At 71.7% G+C, this 22,738-nt stretch carries 20 protein-coding genes and 1 tRNA gene; 8 read left to right on the top strand and 13 right to left on the bottom strand.

Annotated elements, in window-relative coordinates; all coding sequences use genetic code 11:
• The first annotated feature begins 36 nt into the window (after positions 1-36).
• From ACFV2J_RS07345 to ACFV2J_RS07320, 6 genes are all read left to right on the top strand, one after another.
• Entirely contained in the window at positions 37-1,011 is a 975-nt protein-coding gene (locus tag ACFV2J_RS07345; protein WP_385083877.1) for an ABC transporter ATP-binding protein, read from the top strand.
• Positions 1,001-1,906, top strand: a complete 906-nt coding sequence (locus ACFV2J_RS07340) for an ABC transporter permease subunit (protein ID WP_385083868.1) — start codon at positions 1,001-1,003, stop codon at positions 1,904-1,906. The genes ACFV2J_RS07345 and ACFV2J_RS07340 overlap by 11 nt, the downstream gene beginning before the upstream one ends.
• Positions 1,903-2,814: an ABC transporter ATP-binding protein gene (locus tag ACFV2J_RS07335; protein WP_385083867.1), complete on the top strand. Its 912-nt coding sequence runs from the start codon at positions 1,903-1,905 to the stop codon at positions 2,812-2,814. Before ACFV2J_RS07340 ends, ACFV2J_RS07335 begins: the two co-directional genes overlap by 4 nt.
• A 10-nt stretch (positions 2,815-2,824) precedes the next feature.
• Positions 2,825-3,544, top strand: a complete 720-nt coding sequence (locus tag ACFV2J_RS07330; RefSeq protein WP_385083866.1) for an ABC transporter permease — start codon at positions 2,825-2,827, stop codon at positions 3,542-3,544.
• A gap of 103 nt (positions 3,545-3,647) precedes the next feature.
• Positions 3,648-3,929, top strand: a complete 282-nt coding sequence (locus ACFV2J_RS07325) for a hypothetical protein (RefSeq protein ID WP_385083865.1) — start codon at positions 3,648-3,650, stop codon at positions 3,927-3,929.
• A 295-nt stretch (positions 3,930-4,224) separates the two neighbouring features.
• Positions 4,225-4,312 (top strand) — tRNA-Ser (locus ACFV2J_RS07320).
• A gap of 96 nt (positions 4,313-4,408) precedes the next feature.
• On the opposite strand, the gene ACFV2J_RS07315 is transcribed toward ACFV2J_RS07320, so the two are convergent.
• The 9 genes from ACFV2J_RS07315 to ACFV2J_RS07275 form a co-directional block, all read right to left on the bottom strand.
• A complete protein-coding gene (locus ACFV2J_RS07315) occupies positions 4,409-5,242 on the bottom strand; it encodes an HAD family hydrolase (RefSeq protein ID WP_385083864.1) in 834 nt (277 codons plus the stop codon).
• On the bottom strand, positions 5,239-6,516 hold the full coding sequence (serS, locus tag ACFV2J_RS07310; protein WP_385083863.1) for a serine--tRNA ligase: 1,278 nt from the start codon (positions 6,514-6,516) through the stop codon (positions 5,239-5,241). Before serS ends, ACFV2J_RS07315 begins: the two co-directional genes overlap by 4 nt.
• Positions 6,517-7,109: 593 nt before the next feature.
• On the bottom strand, positions 7,110-8,042 hold the full coding sequence (gene pheA, locus ACFV2J_RS07305; RefSeq protein WP_385083862.1) for a prephenate dehydratase: 933 nt from the start codon (positions 8,040-8,042) through the stop codon (positions 7,110-7,112).
• A gap of 68 nt (positions 8,043-8,110) precedes the next feature.
• A complete protein-coding gene (efeB, locus tag ACFV2J_RS07300; protein ID WP_385083861.1) occupies positions 8,111-9,424 on the bottom strand; it encodes an iron uptake transporter deferrochelatase/peroxidase subunit in 1,314 nt (437 codons plus the stop codon).
• A gap of 8 nt (positions 9,425-9,432) precedes the next feature.
• A complete protein-coding gene (locus tag ACFV2J_RS07295; RefSeq protein WP_385083860.1) occupies positions 9,433-11,547 on the bottom strand; it encodes a copper resistance CopC/CopD family protein in 2,115 nt (704 codons plus the stop codon).
• A gap of 13 nt (positions 11,548-11,560) precedes the next feature.
• Positions 11,561-12,031: a copper chaperone PCu(A)C gene (locus tag ACFV2J_RS07290; RefSeq protein WP_385083859.1), complete on the bottom strand. Its 471-nt coding sequence runs from the start codon at positions 12,029-12,031 to the stop codon at positions 11,561-11,563.
• Complete coding sequence (locus ACFV2J_RS07285; RefSeq protein ID WP_385083858.1) at positions 12,028-12,681, bottom strand: SCO family protein; 654 nt, start codon at positions 12,679-12,681, stop codon at positions 12,028-12,030. Before ACFV2J_RS07285 ends, ACFV2J_RS07290 begins: the two co-directional genes overlap by 4 nt.
• A 106-nt stretch (positions 12,682-12,787) precedes the next feature.
• Positions 12,788-13,519: a YcnI family protein gene (locus ACFV2J_RS07280; protein WP_385083857.1), complete on the bottom strand. Its 732-nt coding sequence runs from the start codon at positions 13,517-13,519 to the stop codon at positions 12,788-12,790.
• Between the two features lie 146 nt (positions 13,520-13,665).
• Positions 13,666-14,547: a hypothetical protein gene (locus ACFV2J_RS07275; RefSeq protein ID WP_385437649.1), complete on the bottom strand. Its 882-nt coding sequence runs from the start codon at positions 14,545-14,547 to the stop codon at positions 13,666-13,668.
• A gap of 233 nt (positions 14,548-14,780) precedes the next feature.
• Between ACFV2J_RS07275 and ACFV2J_RS07270 the strand changes: the two genes are divergently transcribed.
• On the top strand, positions 14,781-15,236 hold the full coding sequence (locus ACFV2J_RS07270; RefSeq protein WP_385083856.1) for an ATP-binding protein: 456 nt from the start codon (positions 14,781-14,783) through the stop codon (positions 15,234-15,236).
• Here ACFV2J_RS07270 and ACFV2J_RS07265 read toward each other — a convergent pair.
• The 4 genes from ACFV2J_RS07265 to ACFV2J_RS07250 form a co-directional block, all read right to left on the bottom strand.
• On the bottom strand, positions 15,199-16,533 hold the full coding sequence (locus tag ACFV2J_RS07265) for an MFS transporter (protein WP_385083855.1): 1,335 nt from the start codon (positions 16,531-16,533) through the stop codon (positions 15,199-15,201). The two genes, ACFV2J_RS07270 and ACFV2J_RS07265, sit on opposite strands and share 38 nt — an antisense overlap.
• A gap of 213 nt (positions 16,534-16,746) precedes the next feature.
• Positions 16,747-18,120: a PLP-dependent aminotransferase family protein gene (locus tag ACFV2J_RS07260; protein WP_385437647.1), complete on the bottom strand. Its 1,374-nt coding sequence runs from the start codon at positions 18,118-18,120 to the stop codon at positions 16,747-16,749.
• Between the two features lie 130 nt (positions 18,121-18,250).
• Entirely contained in the window at positions 18,251-19,738 is a 1,488-nt protein-coding gene (locus tag ACFV2J_RS07255) for an aminopeptidase P family protein (protein WP_385083132.1), read from the bottom strand.
• 246 nt (positions 19,739-19,984) lie between these two features.
• Positions 19,985-21,556 (bottom strand): PP2C family protein-serine/threonine phosphatase, encoded by a 1,572-nt coding sequence (locus ACFV2J_RS07250; RefSeq protein WP_385083135.1) that lies wholly within the window; start codon positions 21,554-21,556, stop codon positions 19,985-19,987.
• 482 nt (positions 21,557-22,038) lie between these two features.
• On the opposite strand from ACFV2J_RS07250, the gene ACFV2J_RS07245 reads away from it, so the two are divergent.
• Positions 22,039-22,704, top strand: a complete 666-nt coding sequence (locus ACFV2J_RS07245) for a bifunctional DNA primase/polymerase (protein WP_385083131.1) — start codon at positions 22,039-22,041, stop codon at positions 22,702-22,704.
• Positions 22,705-22,738 lie beyond the last annotated feature (34 nt).

Raw genomic sequence — 22,738 nt, 5'->3', positions numbered from 1 at the left:
CCTGTGGTACGCGCCACTACCTTCGACAACGTGACTGTGATCGCGACCGAAAGCCTGAGCAAGCGGTACCCACGGGTGACCGCTCTTGACCGGCTCTCCGTGGACGTCGGACCCGGTGTGACCGGACTCGTCGGAGCCAACGGAGCCGGCAAGTCCACACTGATCAAGATCCTGCTGGGTCTGTCCCCCGCCACCGAGGGCCGCGCACGGGTGCTCGGCCTGGACGTCGCCACCGAGGGCGGCGCCATCCGCGAGCGGGTCGGATACATGCCGGAGCACGACTGCCTGCCCCCCGACGTCTCGGCCACCGAGTTCGTCGTGCACATGGCGCGCATGTCCGGGCTCCCGCCCGCCGCCGCCCGCGAACGCACCGCGGACACCCTGCGCCACGTCGGCCTCTACGAGGAGCGCTACCGCCCCATCGGTGGCTACTCGACGGGCATGAAGCAGCGCGTCAAGCTCGCGCAGGCCCTCGTCCACGACCCGCAGCTGGTCTTCCTCGACGAGCCGACCAACGGCCTCGACCCGGTCGGCCGCGACGAGATGCTCGGCCTGATCCGCCGGATCCACACCGATTTCGGGATCTCGGTCCTGGTCACCTCCCACCTGCTGGGCGAACTGGAGCGCACCTGCGACCACGTCGTGGTCGTCGACGGCGGCAAGCTGCTGCGGTCCAGCTCCACCACCGACTTCACCCAGAACACGACGACCCTCGCCATCGAGGTCACCGACAACGACGAGCACCCGGACGGCACCCGCGCGGTACGCGACGAGCTCCAGGCGCGCGGCGTGGAGACGCACGACGGCAGCGGGCTGCCGGGCGCGGGACACGTCCTGCTGCTGACCGCCGAGGGCGAGGACACCTACGACCTCGTCCGCGACGTCGTCGCCGACCTCGGCCTCGGCCTGGTCCGCATGGAACAGCGCAGGCACCACATCGCCGAGGTCTTCAAGGACAGCGACACCGAACGCGACGAGCAGCGGAAGGAGGCGGTCGGCCATGGCGGTTGAGCAGCCCCTCGCCCAGAACGGCGAGCAGACCCGGATCCACAACATCGGCTACCGCCACTACGACGGCCCCCGCCTGGGCCGCGCGTACGCCCGCCGCTCCCTGTACTCGCAGTCGCTGCGCGGCTCCTACGGACTGGGCCGCTCGGTCAAGTCCAAGGTGCTGCCGATGCTGCTCTTCGTGGTGATGTGCGTGCCCGCGCTCATCATGGTGGCGGTCGCGGTCGCCACGAAGGCGAAGGACCTGCCCGTCGACTACACCCGCTACGCGGTCATCATGCAGGCGGTCATCGGCCTGTACGTCGCCTCCCAGGGACCGCAGTCCGTCTCCCGCGACCTGCGCTTCAAGACCGTACCGCTGTACTTCTCGCGTCCCATCGAGACCGCCGACTACGTACGCGCCAAGTACACGGCGCTGGCCTCGGCGCTGTTCGTGCTCACCGCCGCACCGCTGATCGTGCTCTATGTAGGGGCGCTGCTGGCGAAGCTCGACTTCGCCGACCAGTCCAAGGGCTTCGGACAGGGACTCGTCTCGGTGGCACTGCTGTCCCTGCTCTTCGGGGGTATCGGCCTGGTCATCTCGGCGATCACCCCGCGCCGCGGCTTCGGCATCGCCGCCGTCATCGCCGCCCTGACGATCTCCTACGGCGCGGTCTCCACCGTCCAGGCGATCGCCTACAACCAGTCCAGCCCGGGAGCGGTCCCGTGGCTCGGCCTCTTCTCGCCGATCACCCTCATCGACGGCGTGCAGACGGCCTTCCTCGGCGCCACCTCCGCCTTCCCCGGCGGGGAGGGCCCCTCGGCCGGCCAGGGTGTCGTCTACCTCATCGTCGTCCTGGGCCTCATCGCCGGCTGCTACGGCCTCCTGATGCGCCGCTACCGAAAGGTCGGGCTGTGACCACGCTCAACATCGACCACGTCTCCCGCTGGTTCGGCAACGTGGTGGCGGTCAACGACATCACGATGACGATCGGTCCCGGAGTCACCGGCCTGCTCGGCCCGAACGGCGCCGGGAAGTCCACCCTCATCAACATGATGGGCGGCTTCCTCGCCCCCTCCACGGGCACCGTCACCCTCGACGGCCGGCAGGTCTGGCGCAACGAGGAGATCTACAAGCACATCGGCATCGTCCCCGAGCGTGAGGCGATGTACGACTTCCTCACCGGCCGCGAGTTCGTCGTCGCCAACGCCGAACTGCACGGACTCGGTGCGAAGGCCGCCCAACGCGCCCTCGCCACCGTCGAGATGGAGTACGCGCAGGACCGCAAGATCTCGACGTACTCCAAGGGCATGCGGCAGCGCGTGAAGATGGCCTCCGCCCTCGTCCACGAACCGTCCCTGCTGCTGCTCGACGAGCCCTTCAACGGTATGGACCCGCGCCAGCGCATGCAGCTCATGGACCTGCTGCGCCGCATGGGCGACGAGGGCCGCACGGTGCTGTTCTCGTCCCACATCCTCGAAGAGGTCGAGCAGCTCGCCGCCCACATCGAGGTGATCGTCGCCGGCCGGCATGCGGCGAGCGGCGACTTCCGGCGCATCCGCCGGCTGATGACCGACCGCCCGCACCGCTACCTGGTCCGCTCCAGCGACGACCGGGCGCTGGCCGCCGCGCTGATCGCCGACCCGTCGACGTCGGGCATCGAAGTGGACCTCGCCGAGGGCGCGCTGCGCGTCCAGGCGGTCGACTTCGGCCGGTTCACCGCCCTGCTGCCGCGCGTCGCACGCGAACACGGCATCCGACTGCTCACGGTCTCGCCGTCCGACGAGTCCCTCGAGTCCGTCTTCTCGTATCTCGTCGCGGCGTAGGAGGCCCACCATGTACGACCCCACAGTCGCCCGACTCACCTATCGGGGCCTGCTCGGCCGCCGCCGGGCCCTCATCCTCTGTGTGCTGCCCGCCCTGCTCATCGTGATCTCCGTGGCCGTACGCGGCTTCTCCGGAGCCGACGACCAGGTGGCCTCGGACCTGCTCGGCGGGTTCGCGCTCGCCACCATGGTCCCGATCATCGGCGTCATCGCGGGAACGGGCGCGATCGGGCCCGAGATCGACGACGGCTCGGTGGTGTATCTGCTGGCCAAGCCCCTCAAGCGGCCGACGATCATCTTCACCAAGCTGATCGTCGCGGTCGCCGTCACGATGGCGTTCTCGGCGGTGCCGACCTTCATCGCCGGCATGATCCTGAACGGCAACGGGCAGCAGGTCGCCGTCGCCTACACCGTGGCGGCGCTGGTCGCCTCGATCGCGTACGCGGCCCTGTTCCTGCTGCTGGGAACGGTGACCCGGCACGCGGTCGTCTTCGGACTCGTCTACGCGCTGGTCTGGGAGGCCCTCTTCGGGTCGCTGGTGTCCGGCGCGCGCACGCTCAGCGTCCAGCAGTGGGCGCTCGCGGTGGCCCACAAGGTCACCGGCGGGGACCTCGTCACCTCGGACGTGGGCCTCACGACGGCGACGGTGCTGCTGGTCGTCGTCACCGTCCTCGCCACCTGGTACGCCGGACAGCGGCTGCGCTCGCTGACGCTGGCCGGCGAGGAGTGAGCCGGGGCTCCACGCACGCGTGGAGCCCCGTTCTCTTGACATCCGCTTCACATCTGTCCGGGCACACTGGACAAAAGGGGACGCGCGGCGAGGAGGAACGGGGATGGCGGAACCGCAGGGTGAGGGACAGCGGGGCGAAGGACAGCAGGGTGAGGGGCAGCGGGGCGAAGGACAGCAGCGGGGGGCCGGGGACCTCTGGGACGACGTCGTGCTCGACGAGGACTTCATACGGTCCGCGGAGACGGCCGAGCCGTCCGCCCGCTCCCGTATGCTCGCCGCCCGCTGGCGCGAAGGGGGACCGGATCCGCAGCCCTGGCGCTCCGACGAGCCGCCGGCGGGATGGTTCTTCAGCAAGGCCCGGCGCCGCAGGTGGCGCCGTAAGTAGCCACGACCTCCGCACGCGGCCCCCGGCCACCGCCGCACGATTGCCGCACGGACTTAATCAGTGGCGCCCAAAGCGGCGTACAGGCACAGTAGTTGTGTCCACGTCGCCGCATCCGGCCGGCGCCGCATTCTGGGAGAGGAGCGCGACGATGTTCATCAGGAGCAGTTCGTCGAGCTCCCGACAGGGCAGCCCGCGGCGGGTTCCGGAGTAGCCACCTCTCCGTCGAACCCGCTCCGCACGGGGGGCTGCCCGGGGCGGCCGCTTCGAGCGCGCATCTCGCGCGGGCCGCCCACCCGGAGGATTGGCCGAGTGGAAAGGCACCGGCTTGCTAAGCCGTGGTCGGGGCTGGAAACCCCGCGCGCGTTCGATCCGCGCATCCTCCGCGAGACACCGTGACCGGACCCGCGGGCCGGTCGGAGCCCGGTCCGACAGGTTCCGGTCCGACAGGTTCCGCTCCCACAGGTCCCGGTCCGGACCGTCTAGCCCAGCAACCGTTCCAGCACCACCGCGATGCCGTCCTCGTCGTTCGAGGACGTCACCTCGTCCGCGACCGCCTTGAGTTCCTCGTGGGCGCCCGCCATGGCCACTCCGCGCGCCGCCCAGGCGAACATCGGGATGTCGTTGGGCATGTCGCCGAAGGCGATGGTGTCCGCGGCCCGCAGGCCGAGGCGCCGGGCGGCGAGGGACAGCCCCGTCGCCTTGGAGAGACCGAGAGGGAGAAGCTCCACGATGCCCGCGCCCGCCATCGTGACGCCGACCAGACCACCGGCGACCTGGGCGGCCACCGCGGCGAGCTCGTCGTCGGAGAGCGTCGGGTGCTGGACGTACACCTTGTTGAGCGGAGCCGACCAGAGGTCCGCCGCGTCCTTGATCGGTACCACCGGGAGCGGACCGTCCTGCGTCCGGTAGCCGGGGCCGACCAGCACCTCGCCGTCGAGCCCGTCACGGCTCGCCGCGAGCAGCAGCGGGCCGACCTCCGCCTCGATCTTGGCGAGCGCCAGACCGGCCAGCTGCCGGTCCAGCGTCACCGAGGTGAGCAGCCGGTGTTCCCCCGCGTGGTAGACCTGCGCCCCCTGACCGCACACGGCGAGCCCCTCGTAGCCGAGGTCGTCGAGGATGTGCCGGGTCCAGGGCACCGCGCGCCCGGTGACGACGATGTGGGCCGCGCCCGCCGCGGTGGCCGCGGCGAGCGCCTCACGCGTCCGCGCCGAGACCGACCCGTCGGAGCGCAGCAGCGTCCCGTCGAGGTCCGTCGCGACGAGTTGGTAGGGGAACGCCCCGGCCGACCCGGTCGGCCCAGTGGTGCCGGTCACTTGGAGATCGGCTCCAGGACCTCACGGCCGCCCAGGTAGGGGCGCAGCACCTCGGGCACCCGCACGGAGCCGTCGGCCAGCTGGTGGTTCTCCAGGATCGCCACGATCGTGCGCGGCACGGCGCACAGGGTGCCGTTCAGCGTGGCGAGCGGCTGCACCTTCTTGCCGTCGCGCATGCGGACGGACAGCCGGCGGGCCTGGAAGCCGTCGCAGTTAGAGGCCGAGGTCAGCTCGCGGTACTTGCCCTGGGTCGGGATCCACGCCTCGCAGTCGAACTTGCGGGAGGCGGAGGAGCCGAGGTCGCCCGAGGCCACGTCGATCACCTGGAAGGGCAGTTCGAGGGCGGTCAGCCACTGCTTCTCCCACTCCAGGAGCCGCTGGTGCTCGTTCTCCGCGTCCTCGGGGGCCACGTACGAGAACATCTCGACCTTGTCGAACTGGTGCACGCGGAAGATGCCGCGGGTGTCCTTGCCGTAGGTGCCGGCCTCGCGGCGGAAGCACGGCGAGAAGCCGGCGTAGCGCATGGGCAGTTGGTCGGCGTCGAGGATCTCGTCCATGTGGTACGCCGCGAGCGGGACCTCGGAGGTGCCGACCAGGTAGTAGTCGTCCTTCTCCAGGTGGTACACGTTCTCCGCGGCCTGGCCGAGGAAGCCGGTGCCCTCCATGGCGCGCGGGCGGACCAGCGCCGGGGTCAGCATCGGGACGAAGCCGGCCTCGGTGGCCTGGGCGATCGCCGCGTTGACGAGGGCGAGCTCCAGGAGGGCGCCGACGCCCGTCAGGTAGTAGAAGCGCGAGCCGGACACCTTGGCGCCCCGCTCGACGTCGATGGCGCCGAGCGCCTCGCCGAGCTCCAGGTGGTCCTTGGGCTCGAAGCCCTCGGCGCCGAAGTCGCGGATCGTGCCGTGCGTCTCCAGGACGACGAAGTCCTCCTCGCCGCCGACCGGGACGTCGGGGTGGACCAGGTTGCCGAGCTGGAGGAGGAGCCGCTTGGTCTCCTCGTCCGTCTCGTGCTGCTCGGCGTCGGCGGCCTTGACGGCGGCGGCGAGTTCGCCGGCCTTCTTCAGCAGCTCCGCCTTCTCGTCGCCGGAGGCCTTGGGGATCAGTTTCCCGAGCGCCTTCTGCTCGGAACGGAGTTCGTCGAAGCGGACGCCGGACGACCTGCGCCGCTCGTCGGCGGAGAGGAGGGAGTCGACGAGTGCGACGTCCTCTCCACGGGCGCGCTGCGACGCACGCACACGGTCGGGGTCCTCACGGAGCAGGCGAAGGTCAATCACCCCACAAGGCTACCGGTGCGCGCTTCCGGCCATCGACTCGATATTCCACTCCGTGACGTGTGTCACGTTATGAGTGAAATGCCGGATCGAATCTCTTGATCATCCATTGCCGTCAATAAAAGGGACTCCACTCCCTGAAACGGGGCAGAGGGCGGTGTTCCGGTTGACCGGACTCCCTTGCGAGAGCCGGGATTTGAGAAGCGGTTGTCCACAGGCAACCCCTCTTCGGGAAGTTATCCACAGGCTGTGTGGAAGATCTGTGGACTGCGGAGTTGATCGTTCCGAAAGCCGCATGCCGGGCAGAGAATTCCCGGGTCAAACCACCCCTACACCCACGTTCGAGTGGAATTGCTTCGCCCCAAAGGATTGATCAAGAGAAAAGAGTGGACGAGGGGTGACGTGAGGGTCTGTGGACGAAGTGAGGGCCTGTAGGCCGATTTGTCGACGATGCAGTGCTTCGTTGTCGACTTGTCCCCAGGTCGAGAAGCAAACCTGTGGATAACATCTGTGGATGACGAAAATCTACCGGTAGGACTGACGGGGAAGAGCCGCGCCGACGGCCCGGCGAGCGGCGGTGAGCTGCGCCGAACGGCTCAGAACCGGCCGTCCTGGCAGCGCGCCAGCCAGTCCGACGCGGCGGAGAACTCGCTGTCCGACGTGCCGGCCCGGGGCGCGCGCACATCCTTGGGGTCGACTTCCGCACGGGGGTACGAACCGAGGAAGCGCACCTGCGGGCAGACCCGCTTGAGTCCCATGAGCGCCTCGCCGACCCGGCGGTCCGAGATGTGGCCCTCGGCGTCGATGGCGAAGCAGTAGTTGCCGATGCCCTCCCCGGTCGGCCGGGACTGGAGCAGCATCAGGTTGACCCCGCGCACCGCGAACTCCTGGAGCAGTTCGAGGAGGGCACCCGGGTGGTCGTCGCGCTGCCAGATGACCACGGACGTCTTGTCCGCCCCGGTCGGGGCCGCGGGCCGGGCGGGCCGGCCCACCAGGACGAAGCGCGTCTGCGCGTTCTCCGCGTCGTGGATCTCGGTCTCCAGGGCCTCCAGCCCGTACTTGGCCGCCGCGAACTCGCCCGCGAAGGCGGCGTCGTAACGGCCCTCCTGCACGAGACGCGCGCCGTCCGCGTTCGAGGCGGCGGACTCCCAGAGGACGTCCGGCAGGTGGTTCCGCAGCCAGTTGCGCACCTGCGGCTGCGCGGCGGGGTGCGCCGTCACCGTCTTGATCTCCGACAGCTTGGTGCCGGGCCTGACCAGCAGGGCGAAGGTGATCGACAGCAGCACCTCGCGGTAGATCATCAGCGGCCTGCCCGCGACCAGCTCGTCGAGGGTCGTGGTGATACCGCCCTCCACCGAGTTCTCGATCGGTACGAAGGCGGCCTCCGCCTCGCCGTTGCGCACCGCGTCCAGCGCGGCGGGAACGGACACCATCGGGACGAGCTCGCGGGTGGCGGTCTCCGGGAGAGTGCGCAGGGCGACTTCGGTGAAGGTGCCTTCAGGACCGAGATACGCATAGCTGGCTGGCATGACCTCACCCTAATGGGCCTTGTGCGACCCGGCTCGCGGCGGCGGAAACAGCACCCGAAGGGGAATCCTCAGCCCTCCAGCAGCCGCTGCCCCACGTACTCCCCCGGTGTCGCCCCGCCCGGCACCGCGAACAGTCCGCTCGCCTCGTGACGGATGAACGCGGACAGGGCGTCGCCCCGGTCGAGCTTGCGCTGCACCGGGACGAATCCACGCAGCGGATCGGCCTGCCAGCAGACGAACAGCAGGCCCGCGTCGGGCACACCGTCCGGGTCGAAGCCGTCGTGGAAGGAGAACGGACGGCGCAGCAGCGCGGCGCCACCGTTCTGGTCGGGCCGGGTGATGCGGGCGTGCGCGTTGATCGGGACGACCAGGTCGCCGCCGGCGTCGGTCTTGTCGAGGTCCATCGCGGTGGTCTCGGAGCCCCCGGACAACGGCGCGCCGGTCGCCTTCCTCCGGCCGATGACGTTCTCCTGGGCTCCGACCGAGAGCTTCTCCCAGTCGTCGAGGAGCATGCGGATCCGGCGTACGACGGCGTACGAGCCGTTGGCCATCCACGCCGGGTCGCCGGCGGCGGGCACGAAGACACGCTGGTCGAAGTCGGGCTCGGACGGTTTCGGATTGCGCGTGCCGTCGATCTGGCCCATCAGATTGCGGGCCGTCATGGGGCGGGAGGTGGCTCCGGGTGAACGGTTGAAGCCGTTCATCTGCCAGCGCACCCGGGCCGCGCCGCCCGCGTCCTTCTGCACCGCGCGCAGGGCGTGGAAGGCGACCAGCGCGTCGTCCGCGCCGATCTGCACCCACAGGTCGCCGTCGCTGCGTGTCCTGTCGAGGTGGTCGGAGGAGAAGTCGGGCAGCGGGTCGAGGGCGACCGGGCGCTGCTTCTCCAGACCCGTGCGCGCGAAGAAGCTGTGGCCGAAGCCGAAGGTGACCGTCAGGGACGACGGGCCGGCGTCGCGGGCGACGTCCGTGTCGTCGTGTGCCGCCGCCTCGCCCGCCATCAGCCGCCGGGCCGTCGTCGACCAGCGGCGCAACAGTGCGGCGGCCTCCTTGCGGCCCGCGCCCGGGGCCAGGTCGAAGGCGACGAGATGACCGCGGGCCTGGAGCGGGGTGGTGATGCCGGGCTGATGTTTCCCGTGAAACATCACCGTGTCCGCGCCAAGTGAGGTCAGGGGTAGGGACCGGTCGGCCGAGGGCGCCACCGCGTAACCGGCGGCGCCGCCGGCCGCGCCGAGCGCGAGGCCGCCCGCACCGGCGGTACCGAGCAGCCGCCGCCGGGAGAAGGCGCCCTTGCCCCCGGGGGAAGGGGACTGGGGGGATTCGCCGGCGGTGACCCGTGGAGCGGCGGTGCCCTCCTCGGCGGAGGCCTTGGACTGGTCAGGCATGGTGTGGTTCAGCCGATCTTCGCGTTCTTGTTCACGGTCGCCTGGTCGATGTCGGAGGTGCGCACGGTCACCGCGATCTTCCAGTCGCCCGCCATGGGGATCTGCACACCGATCGCCGACCAGTGGCCGGTGGCGATGCGGTCGGGGGTCACGGGCAGCGGGCCGATCTTCTTCGCCTCCAGGGTGAAGGCGACCTTGACCTCGGGGACGTCGAAGGCCTTGCCGTTCGGCCGCACCACGAAGAGGTGCATCTCGTTGCCGCCGACACGGGCCGGGTCGAGGGTGACCTCCACGGTCCCCTTGCCGTCCTCACCGCCGGTGTCGAACGGCATCTTCAGGGAGAGCGGCCCGGACCGCTGGGAGGCGACCGCGGTGGCCCCCTTGGCCTCCTCCTCCGTACGCCCCGGCTCGGTGGAGGTCAGTGCGGTCGTCACCGCCAGCAGGACGATCGCGACGCCCGCCTCGGCGAGCACCGAGCGGCGCAGACCCGTACGGACCGGGTCGGCGTCGCGGACGCGCTTCTCCCGCGTGGTGGCCACGGCGGCGCGCTGCCGGGCCAGTTGCGCGGCGCGGCGCGCGTCCCCGGAGCCGGCGGCCACCGTGGCGGGCTCCTTCTCCGCGGTGCGCTGCTCCACCAGCCGGGCCACCTCGGCCGGCGCTTCGGACAGCTGTGCCGTCCAGCGGCGCGAGATCCAGGCGATGCCGACGAGCACCGCCACCAGGGCGACCTTCACGAGCAGCAACTGTCCGTACGAGGTGCCGGTGAGCGCCGACCAGGATCCGACCTGGCGCCACGACTGGTAGATGCCGGTCGCGGCCAGCACGGTCACGCCGCCGAACGCGACGCGGGAGAAGCGGCGTACGGCCGCCGCCTCGATCCGGTCCTCGGCGGGTGCCCTGAACAGGGCCACGAGCAGAGTCGACAGCCCGCCCAGCCAGACGGCGACCGCCATCAGGTGCAGGACGTCGACGGGCATCGCGAGCCCTGCCTGGATGCCGGTCGAGGCGTGCTCGGCCATCGCCCAGCTCGCGGCCAGGCCCGCCGCGACGACGGTGCCGCCGATCGCGAGCCCGAAGGTGAGGTCCCTCCTGTCGGTACCGGCGACACCCTCCGCGCCGCCGGTGCGACCGGCAGCCACGGAACGGCCGGCACCCTCGGCACGGTCCCCGGCGGCGGTGCCGGCGACCGAGTCGCTTTCGGTGTCGGTGCCCGCGGTGCTGTCGCCGGGGACCCGGGCCGCGTCGGCCGCGTCACCCGTGGCGTCCTCGCCGGTGCCGTCGCCGGTGTCTTCGGTCTCGTCCCGGCGTGCGTACGCGCCGAACAGCACCGCGATGAACAGCGCCGCCGCGGCGAGCAGCAGCAGCCGGGAGACCAGTGCCGCGCCGGACTTGGTCTGGAGCACCTGGGCGAGCAGCGACAGGTCGAAGACGTCGGCGAACCTGCCGGAGCTGACGTAGGAGCCGCGCAGGAGCAGCAGCGCGAGCGTGGCACCGGTCAGCGCGAGCCACCCGGAGACCACGAGCCGCTGGACCGCGCGGACCCCGGCACCCCGCTGCCAGCAGGCGAGCACGAAGGCGGCGCCGCCGACCAGGAGGATGAAACCGGCGTACGAGACGTAGCGCCCGATGCCGTAGAGCGTTCCGACGACTCCGCCGCCGGCCTCCGTGTCGGACAGCGCCACGGAGGTCTGCGAGGGCGCGCCGATGGAGAAGGTGAACGCGCCCGACACGGGGTGGCTGTCGGCCGAGACCACCTGGTAGGTGACGGTGAACGTCCCGTCGGGCAGTCCCGAGTGCAGCTTCACGCCGTACGTGGTGCCGTCGGTCTCGAACGCCTTGCCGCTGTCGACGCGCTTGCCCTTGGGGTCGAGCACGCGCAGGGCGCCGTCGGAGATCGCCACCTTCTCGGAGAAGGTGAGCGAGACCTGGTCGGGGGCCTGAGTGACCACCGCTCCCTGCTGCGGGTTGCTCCCGGTCAGCGCAGCGTGCGCGGAGGCCGGGGCGGCCCCGGCGAGGACCGCGCCGGTGACGGCGAGGAACAGCAGCAGCAGTGTCCGCATCCGGAAAGCGGCGGTGGTGGCGCCGCGGACGGCGGCACGGCGGGGAACGGTGGTCTGTGTCACGGTGATCCCTCCCTCAGTGCCCGGTCTTCGGGTTGTACGTCGCGGATTTCACCGGCATGGAGACCTTCACCGTGCCGGTCCTGGCGAAGTGGAGCGTCAGCGACACCTTCTCGCCCTCCCGGGGTCTGTGGGTGAGCTTTTCGAACATGAGGTGGTTGCCGCCGCTCGCGAAGGCGAGCGTGCCGTCCGCGGGTATGGCGAACGACTTCTCCTCCTCCATCGCGCCGCCCTTGGTGGAGTGCAGCGTGACGTCGTCGGAGAGGTCGCTGGTGACCGAGGTGAGCGTGTCGGCGCCCCCGGAGTTGGTGACGGTGAAGAACCCGGCGGCCATGGTGTCCGTCACGGGGGCGGGCATGTAGACCTCGCTGACCTTGAGTTCGGGCCTGGTGGCCGCGGAGGACGCGGAGTCGTCCGAGCCGCAGGCCGCCAGCGTCAGCGTCAGTGCCACGGCCGTCACCGCCGCGGCCCCGACGGGGCGCCTCACGGGTTCTCCCCCTTGATCAGCTTGGGGAGGTCCTTGATGTAGTCGTCGACGGTGGCGGCCTCGTTGTACAGCACATAGCCCGCGTCGGTCTTCGGCGAGAACGCGATGACCTGGGTGCCGTGCACGGAGACGAGCTTGCCGTTCTTGTCCTTCGTGGTCGGCTCGATGGTGATGTGGAGGGTCCGGGCACCGGCCTGGACGGTGGCGAAGTCGCCGGTCAGGCCGATGAAGGTGGGGTCGATTCCCTTGAGCCACTTGCCGAGCGCGGCGGGGGTGTCGCGCCCCGGGTCGGTGGTGACGAACACGACGCGGAGCTTGTCCCGCTCGGCCTCGGGCAGCTGCTTCTTGGCGACGGCGAGGTTGCTCATCGTCGTGGGGCAGACGTCGGGGCAGTGGGTGTAGCCGAAGTAGACCAGCGTCGGGCGACCCTTGGTCTCCGCGAGGAAGTCGTACTTCTTGCCGTGCGTGTCGGTGAGGACGAGATCCGGCTTCTCGAACGGCTGGTCGAGGACCGTCGCGGCTCGTTCCGATCCGGCCACGGCGGACACGTCGGCGATCGGCTTGCCGCCGTCGTCACCGCTGCCGCAGGCGGAGAGCGTCAGTGCGGCGGCGGCGAACAGGGCGGCGGTGGCATACGTCTTCTTGCGCATAGAAAAATGTCCCAGATGTGAGGGCTCCGGTGTGCACCGGGGTCGTACGGCGCCACTGACGTGGGCGTACGACCTGCCGGTGCACAACGGAGGGGTGCTGTGGGCCTCAGGCGTCGACGCGCCGGCGGCCGGCCATGACGCCGTACGCCACGCCCGCCACGCCGACGACGATGCCCACGATGCCCAGGACACGGGCCGTGGTGTCCGTGTCGGAGGAGGAGGCGGCGGAGGCGGTGTCCTTGGCGGCCGGGGCGGAGGTGGCGGAGGCGTCCTCGGCGGCGGAACCGTGGTGGCCGTCCGCGGACGCGGCGGAGAGCGTGAGGACCGGAGCCGGGTTCTCGGGCTCCTCCGCACCCTCCTTCTGTGGCTCGATCCAGCGCACGACCTCGTTGTTGTCGTACGTCTGGATCGCCTTGAAGACCAACTCGTCGGCGTCCTCGGGCAGCTGGCCGACGGAGAGCGGGAACTTCTGGAAGAAGCCCGGTTCGATGCCCTTGCCGGTGGCGGTCCAGGTCACCTTGGAGACGGCCTCGGTGATCTTCTCGTCGTGCATCGTGAGCGGCTTGGCCAGCTTGCTCTTGGTGACCTTCACGGACCAGCCGTCGAGAGGCTGCGGCATGACGGACGCCAGCGGGTGGTCGGTGGGGAGGTTCACCTCGACCTTGGTGGTCGCGGAGTCGTCACGTTCGTTGGGGACCTTGAAGTCGACGACGGCGTACCCGCCCTTGGCGGCCGGGCCCTCCGGCTGGACGCTGACGTGCGCGAAGGCGGGGACGGACAGGACGAGAACGGCCGAGGCGGCGACGGCACCGGCGGCGGCGATACGGGAAGCCTTCATAGAAGAGGACACTCCACTTTCAGTCCGATGAGGAAGGGGTGTGCGTGCCGACGGCCGCGGAGCGGCGCCCCGGGCGAGGCGTCGTCGGGCACGCGCGCGTGCCGCACGGCGGCGGCCCCTTCGTGATCGTGAAGTGGTGCGCCGTGTCAGGCAGCGAGGACGAGAGCAGTGGAGCGTGGCGGTCCGCGCCGCACGACGGAGTGCTGAAGGGCGGTGGTGCGCGGCTCGGGCGCGGTGCGCGGTGCGCGGCGCGGGGTGCGCGGCGCCGCGCACGGAGTCCCGGGAAGCCCCGCCCGCAGGGCGCGTACGAGCGCGAGCGCGGCGCGCAGGGACCGTACGAGCGCGCCTTCCGCCACCCCGTGCGCGGACAGTCGCATGAGCCGCAGCAGCGCCATGTCGCCGTGGCGCAGCACCCATCCCGCGGCGACGGCCGCGAGGACGTGGCCGAGCAGCATCGGAAGTGAGGGCAGCAACCCCATCGAGGAACCAGCCGCGGACGCCACCGCGTCCGCGGGGTGATGCGCCGACATGGACGGCATCGATGACATCGATGACATCGACGGCATGGACGACATGGACGACATGGGCATGGACTGCGTCATGTCCGTGTCGAGCCCCGCGTCGGCCAGGATCTTCTGGGCCTGTGCGGGGCTGATCGCCGCGGCGGTCGTGCCGCACACGATGCGGGCGGCGCGCCGCACGAGCGACGCGTCGCTCATCGGCATGGAGCCGGAGCCCGTCGCCATGGAAGCGGACACGCCGAGTCCGAAGAGCGTGTGCAGCGCTGTCTGTCCCAGGGCGAGCAGCGCCGCGATGCCCGGAAGCGCCCGCTCGCGTCCCGCCAGCGGGGCCGCGACGGCGAAGACGGCGAGGAAGCCCGCGCCCAGGGTCCACAGCGGGACGGTCGTGCAGGAGGCGATGCCATGACCGGCCGCGGCCAGCACGACGCAGACCGCGGCGAACACCGCGGCCCGCAGAATCCGGAGCCCTTGTCCGGAGCGCGCCCTGCGTGAGTGGGGGGCAGTCATGGCGGCCCCATCATCGCACTGGCCGCCCCCGCGTCCCACGGCAGGTCCGCAAGGTCACCTGGCTACAGGTACGGACCGGAAGATGGCCATCTGGGCGAAACATCCCGCGCATACACCCTCCCTGACGCGCCCGCATCCGCCGTATGGGCGGCATCACGTCATCCGGGCGATTGCGCACGGGTGCGCGCGGCAATACGTAACGGTATGTCGAGCCGCGGCCTGGAGGCTGGAGCATGAGCATCTGGTGGTCACTCCATCTGCGGCGCGAGGCTGCGAGCGTTCCGCTGGCCAGACGACTGCTGCTCGGCACGATGGAGACGGCGGGCGTCGACCCCGACGTCTCGTACGACCTCTCCGTCGCGCTCACGGAGGCCTGCGCCAATGCCGTCGAGCACGGCGGGACCACCGCGCACGGCACCTCCACGGAGGCCTACCGGGTCACCGCCTACCTCGACGGCGAGACGTGCCGCATCGAAGTCGCCGACTCGGGCCCCGGATTCCCCTCGGGGCGCGCCCGCCCTCCGCTCCGTCCGGCCCGCGCCGACGCCGAGCACGGCCGCGGGCTGTGCCTGATCCAGGAGCTCGCCGACCACGTCCGGTTCGACAACGAGCCGGGCCGGGGCGGCGCGGTGGTCAGCTTCGACAAGATCCTCAAGTGGCGGAAGGACGCGCCTTTGATGGCCGTCTGACCACACGGAAGCCCGCCGTGCCGGCTCCTCCGGGGCTCCGGCCCCCCGTGCCGGCTCCTCCGGCATTCCGACCCGCCGCACTGCCGCGACCGGTGTTCCCGGCCGCCGTACGCGTGGCGGCCCACCGCGCCGCCGGTCCCGTCCCGTACGACGCCCCCAGCATCAGGACCCCGAGCAGCAGCCATCCCGGCGTCCCCCAGCCGACCAGCAGGGCCGTCAGGACCAGCGGGCCCATGGTGCGGGCCACCGTGACGCCGGTGCCGAAGAACCCCTGGTACTCGCCCACACGGTCGGCCGGGGCGAGATCGAGCCCGAGTTGCCAGGAGCCCGCCGACTGCTGCATCTCGGCGACGACCTGGAGCACCGCGCCGGCCACGAGGGTCGCGGCCGCGACCCATGGCGCGGTGCCGGACGAGAGAGCGAACACCGCGCAGGACGCGAGCATGACGAGCCCCGAGCGGCGGATCGCGCGGGTGGCCGAGGCGAGGCCCGTGACACCGCGGGCCATCCGCACCTGGAAGACCATCACCGCCCCGGTGTTGAGGACGAACAGCGCCGAGACCAGCCACGCGGGCGCCGAGGTCCGCTCCGTGATCCACAACGGGACGCCCAGACTGAGCAGCGGCATCCGCAGCAGCAGCACGGTGTTCAGCAGGGTGACGAGGACGTAGGGGCGGTCGCGCAGGACGCCGGTCCCGTGCCGTCGCGTCACACCGGTCGCCGGCGGGGACGGCAGCCGCAGCAGCAGCGCCGCGCAGACCAGGAAACTCAGCGCGTCCAGCGCGAACACCCCGAGATACGCGGCCCGGGTGCCGGCGTGCAGGGCGAGTCCGCCGAGGCCCGCGCCCACGGCCAGACCGGCGTTGAGCGTCGACTGGAGGTGCGCGAGCAGTCCGGTCCGCTCCCCGGCCGGGACCAGCCCGGCGAGCAGCGCCTGCCGCGCCGCCGCCAGTCCCGACTGCGCGGCGGCGTACGCGCAGGCCGCCGCGACGAAGGGCGCGAAGCCGCGTACGACGAGGAACGAGGCCACCGCGAGCCCGGTCGCGAGTGCCAGCAGCACCGCCGTGCCGCGCGGCCCGCGCCGGTCCGCGAGGCGTCCCAGCGGGACTCCGACCAGGGAGCCGACCGCCCAGGCGAGCGTCAGCCCGAGTCCCACGCGCGCGGGGGCGAGGCCGACGACGTGGGTGAAGTAGAGCGCCGAGGTCACGTAATAGGCGCCGTCACCCACCGAGTTGGCCAACTGCGCCAGGGCGAGGACGCGCCGGGGGCCCGCGGGCGGGACCAGGGGGTTCGTCATGACAACGACCCTAGGAGCGCGGTGGACCCCTGGGCAGGCCCAATCACGGCGCCGATCCGTGACCCAATCGGTCGCCCTCGTCCATGACCCGATCGGTCACCCACGCGGACCTCGCCGGACCGCGCCGACCCCCGGTCGGGCAGCGCCGCGCACTCCACGGGACGGAGCGGCGCCGTCTGCGGACCGCCTCGTCAGCCGCACCCCGACAGCCGCTCACGTCCCTTCCAGCACCCGTCCCAACACCTCCAGCGCTTCCGGGTACGCCCGCTCCCGTGGCGTCCCGTACCCCACGACCAGCCCCTGCGGCCGGCCCGCCCCGGGCGTGTGCCAGTGGTCCCCGAGCCGCCCGACCGCGAGTCCCAGCGCCTGTGCCCGTGCCACCGTCTCCGCCTCGTCGGTGACCTCCACCAGCGCGTGCAGCCCGGCCGCGATCCCGCGCACGCTCCGGGCCGCTCCGAGCCGGTCCAGGAGCTGGTCCCGGCGCCGCCGGTAGCGGAGGCGACAGGCCCGCACATGACGGTCGTACGCGTGGCCCGTGATCATCTCGGCCAGCGCCAACTGGCCGACGGCCTCGGTGTGATGGTCGCTGTGCAGCTTCGCGTCCGTCACCGCGTCGACCAGGTGCGCCGGCAGCACCATCCAGCCGAGCCGGAGCGCGGGCCCGAGCGTCTTCGAGGCCGTGCCGAGATACGCGACCTGTCCCGGTGCCATCCCCTGGAGGGCGCCGACCGGCTGCCGGTCGTAGCGGAACTCCCCGTCGTAGTCGTCCTCGACGATCAGCGCGCCGTGCGCGCGGGCCCAGTCGGTGAGCGCCCGCCGGCGCCTCGGATGCAGCGTGACCCCGGTCGGGTACTGGTGCGCGGGCGTGACGACGGCCGCACCGGCCCCGACGGCCGCCAACTCCTCCGCGCGGGCGCCGCGTTCGTCGACCGGCAACGCGACCACCGTCCCGCCGCCCCGCCGCACCACGTCCCGGTGGAAGGGCAGCCCGGGGTCCTCCATCGCGACCACACCGCCGCCCAGCACGCGGGTGAGGAGCGCGAGCCCCTGCACGTACCCCGAGGTGATCACGATCCGCTCCGGCGGCGCGATCACGCCCCGGGCCCGCCCCAGATAGCCGGACAGCGCCGTCCGCAGTTCGATCCGGCCGCGCGGATCGCCGTAGCCGTACGCCGAAGACGGCGCCGTCGCGATCGCGCGGCGCAGCGCCCGCAGCCAGGCGGCGGCCGGGAAGGCGCCGACGTCCGGGCTGCCCGGCCGCAGATCGAGACGAGGGGCACGCGCGCGTGCCGCCTCCCCGGGCGCCTCCGGGGAGGCGGCCGGCAACAGCGCGACCTCGGTGCCCGATCCCTGCCGCGCCGTCAGATACCCCTCGGCGACCAGCTGGTCGTACGCGCCCTTCGCGGTGCCGCGTGAGATGCCCAGCTCGGCCGCCAGCCGCCGGGTCGCGGGCAGCCGGGTTCCCGGCGCGAGCCGTCCCTCGCGCACCGCGTCCCGCAGCGCGCGTTCGAGCCCCGCCCGCCGGCCCGCCGCCACGTCCGGCTCCAGATGCAGATCCACACCGACACCGGACCAGAAGTCGTCCACTTGACCGGGCCCTCCCCTGAGTACCGCCCCCGAAGGGAGCGCGGCGACCGCGCGACCGGCGACCGACGGGCCGCCCCGTGAACCGGGAACGGCCGGGCACCCGTGGGGTACCCGGCCGTCCTGGTCCAGCTCAGCTCTTCAGCGCGGCCATCCACGCCTCGACCTCGTCGGAGCGCCGCGGCAGGCCTTCCGACAGGTTCCGGTTGCCGTCCCGCGTGACCAGGATGTCGTCCTCGATGCGGACGCCGATGCCGCGGTACTCCCCGGGGACGGTCAGGTCGTCGGCCTGGAAGTACAGACCCGGCTCGACGGTCAGGCACATGCCCGGCTCCAGCGTGCCCTCCACGTACGTCTCGGTCCGCGCGGCCGCGCAGTCGTGGACGTCCATGCCGAGCATGTGGCCGGTTCCGTGCAGGGTCCAGCGACGCTGCAGACCGAGCTCCAGCACGCGCTCGACCGGGCCCTCGACCAGACCCCACTCGACGATCTTCTCGGCGAGCACACGCTGCGCCGCGTCGTGGAAGTCGCGGTACTTGGCGCCCGGCTGCACGGCCGCGATACCGGCCTCCTGGGCCTCGTACACGGCGTCGTAGATCTTCTTCTGGATCCCGGTGTACGTGCCGTCGATCGGCAGCGTGCGCGTGACGTCGGCGGTGTAGAGGGTGTGCGTCTCGACCCCCGCGTCCAGCAGGAGCAGGTCGCCGGAGCGGACCGGTCCGTCGTTGCGCACCCAGTGCAGCGTGCAGGCGTGCGGCCCGGCGGCGCAGATGGAGCCGTAACCGATGTCGTTGCCCTCGACGCGGGCGCGCAGGAAGAAGGTGCCCTCGATGTAGCGCTCGCTGGTCGCCTCGGCCCTGTCCAGGATCTTCACGACGTCCTCGAAGCCGCGCACTGTCGAGTCGACGGCCTTCTGCAGCTCGCCGGCCTCGAACTCGTCCTTGACCAGCCGGGCCTCGGAGAGGAAGACCCGCAGTTCCTCGTCGCGCTCGGCGGTGACCTTGTCGGTCAGGGCCGCCTCGATGCCGGCGTCGTGGCCGCGCACGACACGGACGGGACCGGTGGCCTCCTTCAGCGCCGCGGCCAGTTCGCGGACGTCCGACGCCGGGATGCCGTACAGCTGTTCGGCCTCGGTGAGGGAGTGGCGGCGGCCGACCCACAGTTCGCCCTGGCCGGACAGCCAGAACTCGCCGTTCTCGCGATCGGAGCGCGGCAGCAGGTAGATCGTCGCCTTGTGGCCGTCCGACGTCGGCTCCATGACCAGGACGCCGTCCTCGGTCAGGTTGCCGGTCAGGTACGCGTACTCGACCGAGGCACGGAAGGGGTACTCCGTGTCGTTCGACCGGGTCTTCAGGTTGCCCGCGGGGACGACCAGCCGGTCGCCCGGGAAACGCGCGGAGAGCGCGGCGCGGCGGGCGGCGGTGTACTCGGCCTGCGCGATCGGCTCCAGGCCGCGCAGCTCCGTGTCGGCCCATCCGGACTTCATGCTCTCGGCGAGCTCGTCGGACACGCCCGGGTACAGGCCGTTCTTGCGCTGCTTGATCGGCTCTTCTTCGACCGCTTCGTCAGCGGCATCGTCGAGCACGGCTTCCGGGGTCTCCGGGGTGAGCGCCTCCGACACGGTCTGCCTCCTTGATACGACTCTGGACCGCTCCCATCGTACGGTCGTACGGGAACGGGCCCGGGGCCGGAAGGCCTTTACGCCGAGAGCTCACCGCGTGTGCGAGGCAACTCACCGCGCGTACGGAACGACCCACCGCGCGCACGCCGGAGCGCACCGTGTGTGGGCCGGGTCTCACGGGGAGTGTTCTTGGCGTCCGCCGGGAGCGGCGGGGGAGGGCTCGGCGCGGGGCGGTCACCGGAAGGGTCATTCGAAGCGGGCGGCCAGCAGCACCACGTCCTCGTCCCTGCCGTCGCCCCCCGGCCCGGGTCTCTTCGGGCCGACGGGCCGCCCGGACCCGGCACCGGACCCGCACTCGTCCGGGAGCACGGTCCGCAGGACATGGTCGGCGACGGCGCCGGGGTCCTCGCGCAGCGACCTCGGCACGCTCGCCGCCGCCGCGTGCAGCCGGGCGAAGGCACGGTCCATGGGGTCGCCGGTGCGGTGCAGCAGGCCGTCGGTGTAGAGCAGCACGGTCTCGCCGGCCTCGGCGGTCAGCTCGACACTCGGCGCCTCCCAGCAGGCGAGCATCCCCAGCGGCGCGGAGAGCGAGGTCTCCACGAACTCCGTGCGCCGGGCGCCGACGAGCAGCGGCGGGCTGTGACCGGCTCCGGCGAGGGTGATCCTGCGCAGCGCGGGCTCGCAGTAGGCGAAGAGGGCGGTCGCGGAGCGGGCGGGCTCGGTCAGCCGCAGCAGCAGTTCGAGGTCGGACAGGACGGCGACCGGGTCCTCGCCCTCCATCACGGCGTACGCCCGCAGCGACGCCCTCAGCCGGCCCATCGCGGCGATCGCGCTGGGTCCGGACCCGGTGACGGACCCGACCGCGAGGCCGAGCGCCGCGTCGGGCAGCGGCAGCGCGTCGTACCAGTCGCCGCCCCCGCGCGGACCCGTGCGGTGGCGCGCGGCCAGCTGGATGCCGGGGACCCGGGGCAGCCGCGGGGGAAGCAGCTCCTCGGAGACGGTCGTCAGGCAGGCGCGCGTGCGTTCGAGTTCCACCAGCCGGGCCAGATGCTCGGTCGCGTACCGGGTGTAGAGGCCGACGAGGTGGCGCAGGCGTTCCACCGGTTCGGCGGGCTCGTCGTAGAGCCATACGGCGGCACCCAGCCGCCCCGCCGCACCGGTGGACAGGGGCAGCGTGTAGCTCGCGGCGTAGCCGAGCCGGGCGGCCACCTCGCGGTGACGGGGGTCGAGACCGTCCTCGGAGAGGAGATCGGGCTGGGCGATCCCGGCGTCGTCGCCGGGCAGGCCGTCCAGGATCCTGCCGTACGACATGGAGCTGCGCGGAACGGTCTCGATGTGGCCGAGATCGGCGCGCCCCAGGCCCAGGCCGACGGTGGTGTCCGGGCCGAGTCCGTCGCCGGGCTCCAGGACGACGAGGCCGCGCCGCGCGCCCACGAGGGAGGCTCCGGCGCGCAGCAACTCGTGCAGCGCGTCGGTGAGGGTCGAGGTGCGCGCCAGACGCTCGGTGAGTTCGTGGAGCGTCGTGAGATCGGAGACCCAGCCGGCGAGCCGGTCCTGGAGGACGAGTCCGGGGCCGGTGACCGGAGCGGCCGGAGTGGCCGAAGTGGCGCCCGGGGCGGAGGATGTAGGCGCGACAGTGTGTGCGGGAGCGGGAACCGTTGAATCGATTCCGGCCACTTTCGGAAGGTGAGGGGCGTTCATGGCGTCCGGCTTTCCGACCTGTGCGTATTGCTCAATAGCATCGCAAACCCCCATGTCGTTCTGCGCCGCTGGCAGTGTCTCCACATGTACACGCACTCGTGAGGGGATGTCCAGCATTGTCCTGCTGGGATTCCTGGTGTCCACGAGACCCTCGGTAACCCTTGCGGGAAAGCAAAGTTGGCCTAAAACTGACTCGGGTAACACGTTATTGAGGTCGACTGGCCTCGTTCGACGGAGCGTCACAGCGGTCGTGGTGGGTACGTACTCGGTGAAGGCCAGGGGCGGTTGGGAACCGCCCGGAACCTGGAATCGGACCCGGGCGTCTTAACTACCGATGACCGTGCCCCATCCTCCCGTGGCGGAGGCGGCAAGCAATACGCGCGACAGCAAAACGCCAGGCGCCGCCACCCCACGCCATGCCCGTGCTTCAGACAGACCCGGTACGGACGCGGACGCAGCCAATGCTCGGCCCAGAGGGGTTCCCCTTGCCGCGTGCAGGGGTGTGATGCGCCAGCAGGTACGCACAGTGAAGTGATCGACACATGACGTGATGTGATCCACGGTGTTGCCAGGCGTGCAACGGAAAGGAACGAGCGCTCATGCGCGAGATCCTCGGAAGGCGACGCAGGCTCCTGTCCAGGCGGAACGACGGGAGGCCTGAGATGCTCAGCGCGGCCCTGACCTTCGCGGCCGATTGGCGCTGGCCCGTACTCCCCGGTGTGGCACCGGATCCGCAGGGGCGTGCCCGCTGCGGCTGCCCGGACCCGGAGTGCACGGTGCCCGGTGCCCACCCCTTCGACCCCGGCCTCCTCGCGGCCACCGCCGACGAGCGCATGGTGCGCTGGTGGTGGACCAACCGGCCGTCGGCACCCATCGTGCTGGCCACCGGCGGCAGGGCGCCCTGCGCGGTGAGCCTGCCCGCCCCCGCGGCGGCGCGCGCGCTCGACGCGCTCGACCGCGCGGGCATGCGCCTCGGCCCGGTCGTCGCGGCCCCCACGCGGTGGGCGATCCTCGTCGCGCCGTACTCCATGGAGCAGCTCGGCGAGCTGCTCTACGCCAAGGACTTCGTACCGGGTTCCCTGCGCTTCCACGGCGAGGGCGGCTACATCGCGCTGCCCCCGTCCGAGACCGGCCAGGGACGGATCAGCTGGGAGCGGGCCCCGCTGCCCGGCTCGGCCGCGCCCTGGGTGCCCGGGGTGGAGGCCGTGGTGGACGCCGTGGTGGAGGCGCTCACTCGTACGGGTGTGAGCGCGCCCGAGTTGTAGGGTGCTCCGGCGCGCGGTGAGCCGCGCGCCCACC

The sequence above is a fragment of the Streptomyces sp. NPDC059668 genome (assembly GCF_042734135.1).
In the GTDB taxonomy this organism is placed as follows: Bacteria; Actinomycetota; Actinomycetes; order Streptomycetales; family Streptomycetaceae; genus Streptomyces.
This window is presented reverse-complemented; position numbering and strand designations above follow the sequence as displayed.